Origin of the sequence: Leisingera aquaemixtae (genome assembly GCF_006740765.1) — a bacterium.
GTDB classification, from domain to species: Bacteria; Pseudomonadota; Alphaproteobacteria; order Rhodobacterales; family Rhodobacteraceae; genus Leisingera; species Leisingera aquaemixtae.
Genome location: NZ_CP041159.1, coordinates 2009847 through 2021721, shown reverse-complemented (window position 1 = coordinate 2021721; position 11875 = coordinate 2009847). Strand labels below are relative to the sequence as shown.

The 11875-nt window shown below is 65.6% G+C and carries 14 protein-coding genes; 6 read left to right on the top strand and 8 right to left on the bottom strand.

Annotation, left to right across the window (positions count from 1 at the left end; genetic code table 11):
• Positions 1 to 398: 398 nt before the first annotated feature.
• Together dtd and R2C4_RS11565 are read right to left on the bottom strand one after the other, a co-directional pair.
• Entirely contained in the window at positions 399 to 845 is a 447-nt protein-coding gene (gene dtd, locus R2C4_RS11570) for a D-aminoacyl-tRNA deacylase (RefSeq protein ID WP_141890755.1), read from the bottom strand.
• Between the two features lie 22 nt (positions 846 to 867).
• Complete coding sequence (locus R2C4_RS11565) at positions 868 to 1548, bottom strand: nitroreductase (protein ID WP_141892089.1); 681 nt, start codon at positions 1546 to 1548, stop codon at positions 868 to 870.
• Positions 1549 to 1678: 130 nt separating this feature from the next.
• Here R2C4_RS11565 and R2C4_RS11560 point away from each other — a divergent pair, with 130 nt between their 5' ends.
• Positions 1679 to 2098 (top strand): Hsp20/alpha crystallin family protein, encoded by a 420-nt coding sequence (locus R2C4_RS11560; RefSeq protein ID WP_058285839.1) that lies wholly within the window; start codon positions 1679 to 1681, stop codon positions 2096 to 2098.
• A 104-nt stretch (positions 2099 to 2202) separates the two neighbouring features.
• On the opposite strand, the gene R2C4_RS11555 is transcribed toward R2C4_RS11560, so the two are convergent.
• From R2C4_RS11555 to R2C4_RS11530, 6 genes are all read right to left on the bottom strand, one after another.
• Positions 2203 to 3324, bottom strand: coding sequence for a TFIIB-type zinc ribbon-containing protein (locus R2C4_RS11555; RefSeq protein WP_141892088.1), 1122 nt, complete (start codon positions 3322 to 3324; stop codon positions 2203 to 2205).
• An 88-nt stretch (positions 3325 to 3412) separates the two neighbouring features.
• Positions 3413 to 4597 (bottom strand): SPFH domain-containing protein, encoded by a 1185-nt coding sequence (locus R2C4_RS11550; RefSeq protein ID WP_141890754.1) that lies wholly within the window; start codon positions 4595 to 4597, stop codon positions 3413 to 3415.
• A gap of 26 nt (positions 4598 to 4623) precedes the next feature.
• Positions 4624 to 5517 (bottom strand): DUF2927 domain-containing protein, encoded by an 894-nt coding sequence (locus tag R2C4_RS11545; RefSeq protein ID WP_167510285.1) that lies wholly within the window; start codon positions 5515 to 5517, stop codon positions 4624 to 4626.
• A gap of 53 nt (positions 5518 to 5570) precedes the next feature.
• Entirely contained in the window at positions 5571 to 6761 is a 1191-nt protein-coding gene (locus tag R2C4_RS11540; protein WP_141890752.1) for a toxic anion resistance protein, read from the bottom strand.
• An 18-nt stretch (positions 6762 to 6779) separates the two neighbouring features.
• Positions 6780 to 7673: a 5-bromo-4-chloroindolyl phosphate hydrolysis family protein gene (locus tag R2C4_RS11535; RefSeq protein ID WP_141890751.1), complete on the bottom strand. Its 894-nt coding sequence runs from the start codon at positions 7671 to 7673 to the stop codon at positions 6780 to 6782.
• A gap of 174 nt (positions 7674 to 7847) precedes the next feature.
• Entirely contained in the window at positions 7848 to 8927 is a 1080-nt protein-coding gene (locus tag R2C4_RS11530) for a pseudouridine synthase (protein WP_244940719.1), read from the bottom strand.
• 62 nt (positions 8928 to 8989) lie between these two features.
• On the opposite strand from R2C4_RS11530, the gene R2C4_RS11525 reads away from it, so the two are divergent.
• The 5 genes from R2C4_RS11525 (at position 8990) to R2C4_RS11505 (ending at position 11861) form a co-directional block, all read left to right on the top strand.
• The gene (locus tag R2C4_RS11525) at positions 8990 to 9460 is read left to right on the top strand and encodes a nucleoside deaminase (RefSeq protein ID WP_141890749.1); all 471 of its coding nucleotides are present in this window, start codon (positions 8990 to 8992) and stop codon (positions 9458 to 9460) included.
• Positions 9444 to 10268, top strand: coding sequence for an aminoglycoside phosphotransferase family protein (locus R2C4_RS11520; protein ID WP_167510254.1), 825 nt, complete (start codon positions 9444 to 9446; stop codon positions 10266 to 10268). The genes R2C4_RS11525 and R2C4_RS11520 overlap by 17 nt, the downstream gene beginning before the upstream one ends.
• 76 nt (positions 10269 to 10344) lie before the next feature.
• Positions 10345 to 10926, top strand: a complete 582-nt coding sequence (locus R2C4_RS11515) for a TetR/AcrR family transcriptional regulator (RefSeq protein WP_141890747.1) — start codon at positions 10345 to 10347, stop codon at positions 10924 to 10926.
• A 21-nt stretch (positions 10927 to 10947) separates the two neighbouring features.
• Positions 10948 to 11241, top strand: a complete 294-nt coding sequence (locus R2C4_RS11510) for a YciI family protein (RefSeq protein WP_141890746.1) — start codon at positions 10948 to 10950, stop codon at positions 11239 to 11241.
• Positions 11238 to 11861 (top strand): DNA-3-methyladenine glycosylase I, encoded by a 624-nt coding sequence (locus R2C4_RS11505; RefSeq protein ID WP_141890745.1) that lies wholly within the window; start codon positions 11238 to 11240, stop codon positions 11859 to 11861. The genes R2C4_RS11510 and R2C4_RS11505 overlap by 4 nt, the downstream gene beginning before the upstream one ends.
• Positions 11862 to 11875: the final 14 nt, after the last annotated feature.

Here is an 11875-nt window from a genome sequence, read left to right as displayed (position 1 = left end):
TCCCGATTGGTTGCGGTGCTCCAGGCACCTGTTTTTTGATTGATGGTTCAAGATTTGCGCATTTGCCGCAACCTAGCAAGCGTTATTCGCGGAGCGCTTGGTGAGGCGGCATACACGCCGGTGAGGCCCGTAGAAGGCAGGTCGCCTTTCTCAAGCAAGGTGCCGTTTTTGGCTGCCATGCCGGGTGTAAATCAAAAAAACATCTGGAATGCGACAAGAAATTTTTGTGCGCGAGAATGACGGATTTTTTATGAATTGGCCGGGATGGTGCCAAGTGTTGGCGGTAACTGGGGGAGAATCGATGCTTTCTGGCCTGAAAACGCCGCCTCCGGCGCCTGGATCAAGCGGCCGCCAGTGCGGTTCAGACGGGCCGGGCGGGGCAGGGCTGCGCGGGCCTGTCAGAGCTGTTCGGTGTCCATCCAGATGGTCACCGGGCCGTCGTTCAGCAGCCGCACTTTGATGTCGGCGCCAAACCGTCCCTTGGCTGTTTCCAAACCAAGCTGTGCCAGCCGGCCGGCGAAGTATTCATACAGCCGCTCGCCCTCAGCCGGGGCGGCGGCTGCTGAAAATCCGGGCCGGTTGCCGCGCCGGGTGTCTGCGGCCAGGGTGAACTGGCTGACCACCAGGGCGCTGCCGCCGGTGTCCAGCACCGAGCGGTTCATCTTGCCGTCCTCATCCTTGAAGATCCTGAGCTTGGAGATCTTCGCCGCCAGCTGATCCGCCTGCGCCTCGCTGTCGCCCTGCATGGCGCAGACCAGGATCAGCAGGCCGGGCCCGATCTCTCCCAGGGTCTCGCCATCCACCGTGACCGAGGCCTCGCTGACCCGCTGTATCAATGCCCGCATGTGTGCCCGTCCTTGTCCTGCCTCAGCCGCGCCAGTCCGCAAAGTCCTCCAGCGCCGCCCGGCTGGTGCGGAAGCTGTTGGCCGGGTGGTCCTCGTCACCATAGCCAAAGGAAATGGCGCAGAGGATGATCCGGTCGTCCGGTATCTCCAGCAGTTCATGCAGCAGCGGCGCAAAGGAGGCAACCGCCGCCTGCGGGATGCTGGCAACCCCAGCCGCCCGGGCAGCCAGGGTGAAGGCGGCAACAAAGCCGCCGCAATCCATCGCGCCGTAGGACCCCAGCTCTGCCGGGGAGGAGAGGATTGCGCAATGCGGAGCGCCGAACAGCCGGTAATTCTCCATCATCTGCCGCGCCGACCCGGCCCGGTCGCCTTTCTGCACGCCGACCGCCTCATAAAGCGCCCAGCCGCAGTCCCGCCGCCGCTGCTGGTACTCAGCCGAGTAGCCATCGGGAAAGGGCAGGTCCGGGCTGTGGCCGCCGCCCTCCGCCGCCTTCAGAAGGGCGGCCCGCAGGCGATCTGCTTCGGCACCGCTGCAGACCGTCACCTTCCAGGGCTGCGCGTTGCACCAGGACGGCACCTTTTGCGCGGTGCGCAGGATGTCTTCGATCACGGCGCGCGGCACCGGCTCCGGGCGGAAGGCCCGGCAGCTGTGGCGGGCGTCAAACAGGGTGTTCAGGCTTTGCAAATCCGGTGTCACGTCCAGTCCCTCCAGGCGGCTGACGGCCAGACTGGCGTCAGAATTTCTTTTGCGCAAGCGCCCCGCTTGCGCCGGATCAAAGCCGTGCCGCAGCGTCAGAGCTACTATGGGCCGTAACAGGAAAGGAGGCTGGACTATGGTGGAAAAAACCGAACATGGCGGTTTCTGGCCGTCGCTTTATGATCCGTTCCGAAGCTTCGGAACCCGTCTCGCCGATTGGCTCAATCCCGCGACTGAGGCCTCTTCGGGCAAGGAAGCCTACGATATTGCGATGGAGCTTCCGGGCGTTGCCTTGGGCGATGTTGAGCTGACCGTGGACAACGGCGTGCTGACGATCCGCGGCGAGAAGAAAACCCAGTCCGAGAAGACAGGCGACACCTGGTATTTCAGCGAACGCCAGTATGGTGCCTTCCGCCGCTCCTTCCGCCTGCCGGAAGATGCTGACGGTCAGGCGGCTTCTGCCAGAATGGAGGACGGTGTGCTGCATATTTCTGTGCCGAAAAAGGCGCTGGAGCAGCCAGAGACCGCCCGCAAGATCGAGATCAGTAAGGGCTGACAGAAGGCTGACAGGGAGCGGTCTTGGTTCCCGCCAGCAGCCGGGAACAGGCATTGGCCGGGTCAGGAAGGGGGAGGCAGCTCCCCCTTCCGCATGTTCAGGGGTTATTGCTGGCTGGCCAGCAGGGCGATGCCCGCAGCAATGGCGAGCGCCAGAATGACCGCAATGGCGATCTTCCACGCGGAATAGGGCCGCTCGCCCTGCACCCGGCCTGATTGCCCGTTGACCACAAAACGGTAGGTCTTGCCGCGGTACTTGTAGGCTGCCAGCCAGACCGGCAGCAGGATGTGTTTGAAGGTCACACCGGACATCTGCGTGTCGATGCTGCTGATGCGCTGCCGGTCGCCGCCGATGTCAAACCGCACATCGCGCTCGATGACGCGCTCCATTTTCTGTCCTGCCTCCGCAAAGCCAGCCTCCAGCTCCACCGCATAGGCTTCGGCCCGGAAGCCGGCCAGATACTGCGGCTGATAGGGTTCAAGCTGTGACAGGTCCCAGGGCTCCAGCGCCTCGGTATAGCGTTTCGGCAGGCTTTTGGAAGCCAGCACCAGCACATCGTCAAAGAACCGTTGCACCCGGCCGGAGGCGGGCCGCCAGCGCACCTTGGCCACCTGCCGGGTCTGCATCTTGCCGTCCCGCTGGAAGGTTTCGGTGACATAGTAAACGGTGCCGCGCTGACCGGTATAGGAACTGCGGGTCTGGGCGTCATAAGTCCAATAGGGCACATAGATCCCCTGCATCCGCCGCCCCTTGCGGGCATAGTCCTTGAGCCCGCCGGGTGCGAACCACAGCTGCCCCAGCCAATCGGTCATCGCCTTGTGCGCGACGCGCTCCGTGACCGCAAAGGGCAGCACGCCCTTCGGCTTGATGTGGCGGTTTTCGCCGGTGCCGGTCACGACCGGTGTGGCGCAGAAGGGGCATTCCTTGGCGTGGGTGTCCGGGTCGAACTCGACCTGGGCTGCGCAGTTCGGGCAGACGGAGACGCGGGTGACTTCGATTTCTGCCTCCGGCAGCTGCTCGGCCACGGCAGTGCGGAAGTCCAGCTCCCGCAGGGCGGAGCCCTTCCACGGCCCGCTGCGCACCTCTTCGCGGTGGCCGCAGTGATCGCAGATCAGCGCGCCTGCGTTCGGGTCGAAACGGTAATCGGAACCGCAATTGGGGCAGGGGAAGCGGTGGCTGTCCTCCTGGGCAGAGGGCGCGCTGGCGGCTGGCGGCGGCGGGGGCATCGTCACGGGGAGGGAAACCTGCGGTGATAATTCAACAGAAGGAATGAGCGCGGCGGGATCGCGGTCCGGACACCGCCGCAGCCAAGGCTCAGCCGGCTGGCGGGGCCGGCGGGGGCGGGGGCGGCGGCGGCAGGATGGTGAACAGCTGCGCCAGTTCCATCACATCGCCCGCCCGTTTCCAGCCGTCCTGGCCCGGCGTCCAGACGTGGGTGTCCCGCGTCAGGCTGCCGTCCTGCGCCATCCGCCCCATCCGAGCCTTGGAAAACGGCCCGGAGGTCTGACCGTCCGCCGCGATGTGCCAGACATGCTCCACCGGCGGCGGGGGCGGTGCCGCGGGCGCAGCCGCTTGCGGCGCAGCGGGTGCGGGCCGTGCGCCCCATGGCCCGGCCGGCTGACCCGCTGCCTGAGAGGGGGCGCCTCCCTGTAGGGCCTGGCCCATCTGCTGGGCCATCGCCATTCCCATGCCCATCCCCATGCCTGCGCCCATGCCGCTGTTCGGGGTTCTGGCCGCGGCGGTCATCGCCTCGGCGGCGGAAAACTGGGTGTAACGGCCCAGATCGCCCAGCACGCCCATCTGGGTGCGCTTGTCCAGCGCTTCCTCCACCGCGGGCGGCAGCGAGATGTTCTCGATGTAGAGCTCCGGCATCATCAGCCCGTACTCCGCCAGGGTGCCGGAAATTTCCGCCGCCACCAGCTTGCCCAGATCGGCAGTGTTGGCGGCCATGTCCAACACCGGAATGCCGGAGCCGGCAATCACGCGGGAGAACTCCTGCACGATGATGTTGCGGATCTGATAGGAGATCTCGTCCATGGTGAACTCGCCATCGGTGCCGACGATCTCCGACAGGAAGCGCGCCGGGTCGGCGACCTTGATCGTATAGGTGCCATAGGCGCGCAGCCGGACCGGGCCGAATTCCGGGTCGCGGCAGATGATCGGGTTCTTGGTGCCCCATTTCAGGTCGCTGAACCGGGTGGTGTCGACAAAGTAGATTTCCGACTTGAACGGGGACTGGAAGCCGTGGTCCCAATGCTGCAGCGTGGTCATCACGGGCATGTTGTTGGTCTCCAGCAGGTAGAGACCGGGTGTGAACACATCCGCCAGCTGGCCCTCATGCACGAACACCGCCGCCTGGCCCTCGCGCACCGTCAGCTTGGCGCCGTATTTGATCGCATGGCCTTCACGCTCGAACCGCCAGACCATGGTGTCATGGGTGTCATCTACCCAGTGAATGACATCGATGAATTCGCCTTTGAGAAAATCGAAAATACCCATGTTTCAGGTCCTCTTCCTTTGGCGGCCTACAGTTCCTGGCCCATCGCCTCGCGGGCGAGAATGCGGATGATGGGGCGGGCCTCCTCGGCGCTCATCCCAGTTGTCAGTCTTGGATCATACAGCATCTGCAGCAGTTTTTCGTCAAAGCTGGTCAGCAGCGCAAATTCGTCATCGTCGTTGAAGATCGAGGGCCGCGCCCGCGGGCTGTCGTTCCTCAGGCCCAACCCTTGCGCCACTTCCTCATGCACGCAGCTTCTGCGCACCAGGTCCGGGTGCTCGGCCCGGATCAGCGCCACCCCGCGGGTGTAGGACAGCGGGTCGCTTTGCGGCCCGCCCGCCACCACAAGGCAGTAAAAGCTGCGCGGCGGCGCGGCCAGCAGCGACAGGTCCCTGGCGCTGATCGAAGGCAGCAGCTCGCGCACCCGCTCGGCGACAAAGGCGCTGTCGTCGAGGCTGGCAAAGATCACGTGGAAGTTGCCGCGCGCGGCCACGGTGGCGACCGGATGGCCGGTGATCCGGGCCAGCCGGGCGGCATAGGCGCTGAGGGTCTCGCGGTCCTCTGCGCGCCGGGCGGCCGGCACCGAAGGGCCGAACTCCGCCGCGATCCGCACCGGGCCTGCCCAGCGGCCCAAGCCGCCGGAAATGCCGGAGCCGCCGTATTCGTCGTAAAACGCCAGCGCCTCGAAGCTCTCCGCCAGATCCTCGGCGTCATAGGGCGTGTCCGGGCCGCCGCCATCGGTGCGCAGCAGGCCGCGGGTCAGCAGGTCGCGCTGCAGGGCGTTGTAGTAATAGGCCAGCTGCGCGCTGTCGGCGGAGGGTTTGTAAACCGCAGGCTGCGGCACCGCCGGGCGGGGCTGCGGCACAAGCGATTCCGGCTGGGAAGCTGGCAGGCATGCCGCCAGGGCTGCCAGGCCGGCCAGCGCCGCGCCGCCTTTCCAAACCGCCTTATATGCCTGCAGGCCTGCCACCGCCTTCAGTTCGGCACCGCGGTGCCGGCCGTGTCGCCGGTCCCGTCGCGGCGGGCCTTCGCCGCGGCAAGCGTGTCGCGCAGCTCGGCCTCCATCTTCACCAGCTCGGCCTCGGCGGCGGCGCGCTTGGCCTTGCCCTCATCGGCAATCCGCAGGCTGTCCTGAATGGTGCCGATCAGATCCGCATTGGCCTGTTTCACCGCTTCGATGTCAAAGACGCCGCGCTCCATCTCCTGGCGGATCATCTCGTTCGACTGCCGCAGGTTGGCGGCGTTGGAAGTCAGCAGCTCATTGGTCAGGTCATTGGCATCGCGCACCGCGGCGGCCGCCTGGGCCGAGCGCTGGATGGTCAGCGCCTGCGCCAGCTGGGTCTCCCACAGCGGCACGGTGTTGACCAGGGTGGAGTTGATCTTGGTCACCAGCGACTTGTCGTTCTCCTGCACCAGCCGGATCGAAGGCAGCGACTGCATGGTGACCTGGCGGGTCAGCTTCAGGTCATGCACCCGCCGCTCCAGATCGTCGCGCGCCGCGCGCAGGTCGCGCAGCTCCTGGGCCTTCATGACCTTATCGCCTTCTGCGGCGGCCTGCACCTCGGCCTCCTTGGCCGGGATATCCGCGCTGTCCAGCTGCGCCAGCTTGGCCTCGCCCGCCGCGATGTAAAGCGCCAGCTCGTCATAGAAGCCCAGCGTCTTTTCATACAGCAGGTCGAGCGACTTGATGTCCTTCAGCAGCCGGTGCTCGTGGCCCAGGAGATCATCCGTGATCCTGTCGATCTGCTCCTGCACGGTTTCATAGCGCGCGGTGAACTTGGCAAAGGGCGCGGCCCTGCCCAAAAGCCGCTCCCAGAAGGTCGGCTTGCGGCGGATGTCCAGCTCGGAAACGGAGAAGCCGCGGATGGTGGTCACGATATTGCGCAGGCTGTCGCCCGCAGGCCCCACATCCTTGTTGCGCACATCCGAGAGCATCGCCTGGCTGATCGTCTGCAGCTCCGCCTGCGCGGCAGAGCCGAAATGGATGATCGAATTGGTATCGGCCATGTCGATCCGGTCCATCCGCACCCGGATGGCTTCGCTGGTGGGGGCGTCGGCCTGCTCCAGCGGCTGCACTTCCGCCACGGGTTCCGGCAGTTCGATGGCGGTGACCTCTTGAACCAGGGCCTCGGCCTGGGCGGCCTTCTGTTGCACAGCTTCAGACATGAACGGCTTCCTCGCTAATCAGTTCCGGTCCAGATGGACCCCCTCGCGCTGCAAACGGTCGCGCAGCACATCAATCTCAATCGTCAGGTCCGTGCGGTCCTCCACCAGCATCTTGCGGGTGCGCGCGGCAAAGTTCTGTTCCAGATCATCCAGCAGCGCCAAATAGCCTTCGCGGGCCTGGGCGTCCTGGCTGCGGGCGTAAATATCGGCGAATTTCACCGTCGCGTCACGGGCGCCCTGCAGATAGACGGTCAGGTACTTTCGCGCCGCGGTCAGGTCACGGGGATCTTCCTCAACCGTGCGGAACAGCTCGCGCGCAACCGACTGGAACTGCTCCACCCGTGCCTCCACCGTGCGGTCGCGGGCGCGCAGAGCAGCGTCCTTCATGGCGGCAAGGTTTTGTTCGGCCTCATCCACCGCGCGCGCCACCCGGGACCGCTGGAAGGTGTCGGTGCCTTCCGCGCCCTTGTCGTGAAGCGGGTCGATGCCAAAGGCCGCAAGATGCAGGCCGGCCGCCGCCGTGCCATAGATCACGGCGCTCAGCAGGCCGGGTTCCCCTTTCCACGCCGCCAGCGCAGCGCCGGCGCCTGCCAGCAGCGCTGCCAGGATCTTGCGGGGCAGGGCGGGCCTGCGGGCCACCTTGCGGGCAGCATAGGCGGCTTCGGCCTTGAGCCCTTCGCGCAGCAGGAAGGCGCCGCCTGTCCACAGCCCCGCGCCGGCCAGCCCCAAGGCCAGCCCGGCCGCGCCGTCATTCAGCGACAGCAGGGCCAGGAGGGCAGGCGGCACAAACAGCACGTTGGCGCGCATCCCGACCGGATCCACCTGCGCGTTGCGGTAAGTCTGCTGCGGAGCGGAGCCGTGCGGCCCGGTTTTTTTGCCAGGGCTGTGTTTGCCGCCGTAGCGCTGTGCCATCCGCTCAGCCCCCCACGATCCAGCCAGTGCTGAGCCCGAACATCAGGATCAAAAGGGCGACATAAGCAATTTTTTGCACGCAAGCTCCCCCAGGAACGGCCAGCGAAGATTAACTGATTGGAAATCTAGGGGATAGCTGGCGCTGTTGCTAGGGGGAAGTCCGCGGGAAATGGCTCAGCGGCGGGGATTCTTGCCGGCGGGCCGTTTGCCGCCGCCGCGCTGATCCGGCCGGGTGCCGCGTGCGGGCGGAGCTTTGCCTGCGGTTCTGCCCGGGTTGCCCTGCTTGCCCGAAGGCTGCGCGGCCTGTTTCCCGACCCGTTTGCCTGCGGGCTTGCCCATCGGTTTGCCTGCAGGCTTGCCCATCGGTTTACCTGCAGGCTTGCCCATCGGTTTACCTGCGGGCTTGCCGCCGCGCGCGCGGGTCGGGCGGGCCGCCGGTATTTCCTCTTCCTCCGCCAGCCCCAGCTGGTCGCGCACCACGCGGGCGCGCAGTTCCTCAACCTCGCCCGGTTTCAGATTGCCCAGCTGGAACGGCCCGTAAGATACCCGCAGCAGCCGGTTCACGCTGAAGCCGATATCCTCCATCGCGCGGCGGATCTCGCGGTTCTTGCCTTCGCGCAGGCCGACGGTCAGCCAGGCGTTGGCGCCCTGCTGCCGGTCCAGCGACACGGTCATCGGCTGGAACCTCTCGCCCTCGATCACCAGGCCCTTGCGCAGGGGGGCAAAATCCTCGTCCTTGGGGCGGCCGTTGATCCGTACCCTGTAGCGGCGCAGCCAGCCGGTGGCAGGCAGCTCCAGCTTGCGCTTGATGCCGCCGTCATTGGTCAGCAGCAGCAGCCCTTCGGAGTTGAGGTCAAGGCGGCCGACCGTCATCACCCGCGGCATGTCTTCCGGCAGCTCGTCAAAGATTGTCGTGCGGCCCTTCTCGTCGCTGTTCGATGTCACCAGCCCGATGGGCTTGTAATACAGCCACATCCGCGGCGCCTCCGCCTCCGGCAGGGGCTGGCCATCAATGCTGATGCGGTCCTTCGCGGTCACGTTCAGCGCCGGGCTGTCGATCTTCTTGCCGTTCACCGACACGCGGCCCTCGGCGATCATGCGCTCAGCCTCGCGGCGCGAGGCGACGCCTGCGCGCGACAGGACCTTGGCGATGCGGTCGCCCTCAGGCGCGGCGCCCTCCGGTTTTGCGGTGGCCTTGCGGGGCTGGGATTTCGGGGCCGGTTTGCCCTTGGGGGATGCGGGTGTTTTGCTCATGCCTCGTGCCATAGAGCATTCCGCTGCCTTGCGAAAGCGGGCAATCGCGGGCAGGAAGGGGCATGGCATTCAAATCGCATATGGACAAGGCGCTGGAACAGGCGCGGGCGGCGGCAGCGCGCGGCGAGGTGCCGGTTGGCGCTGCGCTGATTGCGCCGGACGGGCAGGTGGCGGCGCTGGCAGGCAACCGAACCCGTGAGCTGAACGACCCCACCGCGCATGCCGAGATCCTGACCATCCGCGAAGCCTGTGCCGCTTTGGGCAGCGAGCGGCTGACCGGCTACGACCTCTATGTCACGCTGGAGCCTTGCGCCATGTGTGCCGCCGCCATCGCCGCCGCCCGCATCCGCCGGGTGTACTACGGCGCCGCCGATCCCAAGTCCGGCGGGGTGGCGCATGGCGCCTGCGTGTTCTCTCATCCGCAGGCGCATCACACGCCGGAAGTCTATGACGGGATCGCGGAAGGCGAGGCCAGCGCGCTGCTTAAGGAATTTTTTGCTGGCAAAAGGCTGCCGAATGAACCCGGCGCCTAAAATTCTAGCTGAATTTGGCGTTTCCGCACCTGAACTGGTGGAGGAAACAGGGCTTGCAGTTCTTTGGAAGGTGTGTCGCGCCGATGGCAGCCCTGCGGTGCTCAAGATCTACGGTTCCAAGGGGATGCGGAACGAGTCCGAGGGGTTCCGGTTTCTCGCTGCTGCGGGCGGTCCGGCGGCCAAGGTCTACAAAGTCACGGCGTCGGCTGCGTTGATAGAGTGGCTCAGCGGGCCGCCACTGGGGAATCTCAGCCGCGCCGGCAGGGATGCCGAAGCCGCGGCGGAGCTGGTGCAGGTCGCCAACGGGCTGCATGCGAGTGCTATCCCCGAAGCAGGCTATCCGCGGCTCGAAGACTGGTTTACGGCGCTGTTTTCGTTGACGGTTTCAGCCGGGGCTTCCGAGGATGCACGCACAAACATCTTTCGCAGCCAGGCGCTCGCGCGGCGGCTTCTGGCTGATCCGCAGGACGTGCGTGCGCTGCATGGCGATCTGCATCACAGCAACATCCGTCTAGGCGATCGCGGCTATTGCGCCTTTGATGCCAAGGGAGTTCTGGGTGAGCGCGCTTATGAACTTGCCAATGCTTTTCGCCACCCGCGCGGGGCGCCGGATCTGGTGCGTGAGCCAGAGCGCATCAGATTCCTGGCGACCCTTTGGTCGCAGGAGTTCCAAGTGGGGCGAAGGCGGCTCCTGCAATGGGCGGCTGCGAAATGCGCGCTCTCGATTGCCTGGCGAAACGGCGGCCGGCTCGGGAATGATCCGGAACTCCACCTGCTCGGGGCTCTTCTCAACGCTGCAGAAGGATAGCTTGCATTCGCGCTTGATGAGTTAGGTTGATCGTCCTAATCTGCGGTTTGTAGGTCAATTGTCCTAGAGGGCTGAGGTGGTGCAGGAAACAACCAGGGACCGGATTACAGAAGCTGCGGATCAGCTGTTCTATGAACGCGGATTTGACGCGGCGTCCTTTGCGGATATCGCTGCGGCGGTGGGCATCTCGCGCGGCAATTTCTATTACCATTTCAAGACCAAGGACGAGATCCTTGAGGCGGTGATCGCGCGCCGCATGGCCAGTACCCGTGCCATGCTGAACGATTGGCAGGCGCAGAGCGCAAGCCCCGCGCAGCGGATCACCTGCTTCATCCGCATCCTGATTGCCAACCAGGCCAAGATCACCCTCTATGGCTGCCCGGTCGGGTCCTTGGTCACCGAGCTGGGCAAGCTGAACCACGCTGCGCAGGCGCAGGCTGCCGCACTCTTTACGCTGTTTCAGGACTGGCTCAGCCAGCAGTTTCAGGCGCTGGGGTGCGGCGCGCGGTCCGGCGGGCTGGCGATGCATCTGCTGGCCCGCAGCCAGGGTGTGGCGACGCTGGCGCAGGCGTTTGGCGACACGGACTTCATCAACCGCGAGGTGGCGCTGATGCAGGACTGGCTCAGGGATCAGCTGCCGCCGGAGCATCCCCTTTAGAACGCATCACAGGAGACGAACATGTATTTCATATTGCTGACATTTGCGGCGCAGACAGACCGGCTGGCCGAATTTCTGGAGGGCCACAAGGCCTGGCTGCAGCAGGGGTTTGAGGACGGGGTATTCCTTGCGGCCGGGTCAATGACCGATGGCGAAGGCGGTGCGATCCTTGCCGTTGGGGAAAGCGAAGAGGACCTGACCGCCCGCGTCGCGCAGGATCCCTTTGTGACCGGCGGTGTGGTGGAGCCGGAAATCATCGGCGTGGCGCCCACCATGATGGACCCCCGGCTTGATTTCCTGCGGGGCGGGGAATGAGCCGCACCTTCACTGCCGCCGACGGCCAGCCCCGCTGCGCCTGGGCCGCCTCGGCCCCGGATTTCCTGCGCTACCACGACGAGGAGTGGGGCTACCCGGTTGGCGACGACATCCGCCTGTTTGAGAAGGTTTGCCTGGAAAGCTTCCAGTCCGGCCTCAGCTGGCGCACCATTCTGGACAAGCGCGAGAACTTCCGCGCCGCCTTCGCCGGGTTCGATTTTAATCAGATGGCGGATTTCGGCGCGGCGGACGTGGATCGGCTGGTGCAGGACAAGGGCATCATCCGCCACCGCGGCAAGATCGAGGCGGTGATCAGCAATGCTGCCCGGGCGCAGGAACTGGTGGCAGAGGCGGGCTCGCTGGCGGCGTTCTTCTGGAGCTATGAGCCAAAGCCGGAAGAGCTGCCGGAGCCGCAGACCGCCTCAACCAGCCCCGAGTCCGTGGCGCTGTCGAAGGCACTCAAGAAACGCGGCTGGAAATTCGTCGGCCCGACCACGGTTTTTGCCTTCATGCAGGCGATGGGGCTGATCAATGACCACGCCCGCGGCTGCATCTGCCGCCAGAAGGCCGACGCGGCGCGCGCGGCTTTCACTGTGCCGCAGATGAAACCGGCGGCCTGAGGGCCGCCTGCGCC

Excerpts from the sequence above, each read along its gene's own strand:
- dtd (WP_141890755.1), bottom strand. The coding sequence starts at position 845 with ATGCGGGCATTGATACAGCGGGTCAGCGAGGCCTCGGTCACGGTGGAT.
- R2C4_RS11560 (WP_058285839.1), top strand. The coding sequence starts at position 1,679 with ATGGTGGAAAAAACCGAACATGGCGGTTTCTGGCCGTCGCTTTATGAT.
- R2C4_RS11555 (WP_141892088.1), bottom strand. The coding sequence starts at position 3,324 with ATGCCCCCGCCGCCGCCAGCCGCCAGCGCGCCCTCTGCCCAGGAGGAC.
- R2C4_RS11550 (WP_141890754.1), bottom strand. The coding sequence starts at position 4,597 with ATGGGTATTTTCGATTTTCTCAAAGGCGAATTCATCGATGTCATTCAC.
- R2C4_RS11540 (WP_141890752.1), bottom strand. The coding sequence starts at position 6,761 with ATGTCTGAAGCTGTGCAACAGAAGGCCGCCCAGGCCGAGGCCCTGGTT.
- R2C4_RS11535 (WP_141890751.1), bottom strand. The coding sequence starts at position 7,673 with ATGGCACAGCGCTACGGCGGCAAACACAGCCCTGGCAAAAAAACCGGG.
- R2C4_RS11530 (WP_244940719.1), bottom strand. The coding sequence starts at position 8,927 with ATGAGCAAAACACCCGCATCCCCCAAGGGCAAACCGGCCCCGAAATCC.
- R2C4_RS11525 (WP_141890749.1), top strand. The coding sequence starts at position 8,990 with ATGGCATTCAAATCGCATATGGACAAGGCGCTGGAACAGGCGCGGGCG.
- R2C4_RS11520 (WP_167510254.1), top strand. The coding sequence starts at position 9,444 with ATGAACCCGGCGCCTAAAATTCTAGCTGAATTTGGCGTTTCCGCACCT.
- R2C4_RS11510 (WP_141890746.1), top strand. The coding sequence starts at position 10,948 with ATGTATTTCATATTGCTGACATTTGCGGCGCAGACAGACCGGCTGGCC.
- R2C4_RS11505 (WP_141890745.1), top strand. The coding sequence starts at position 11,238 with ATGAGCCGCACCTTCACTGCCGCCGACGGCCAGCCCCGCTGCGCCTGG.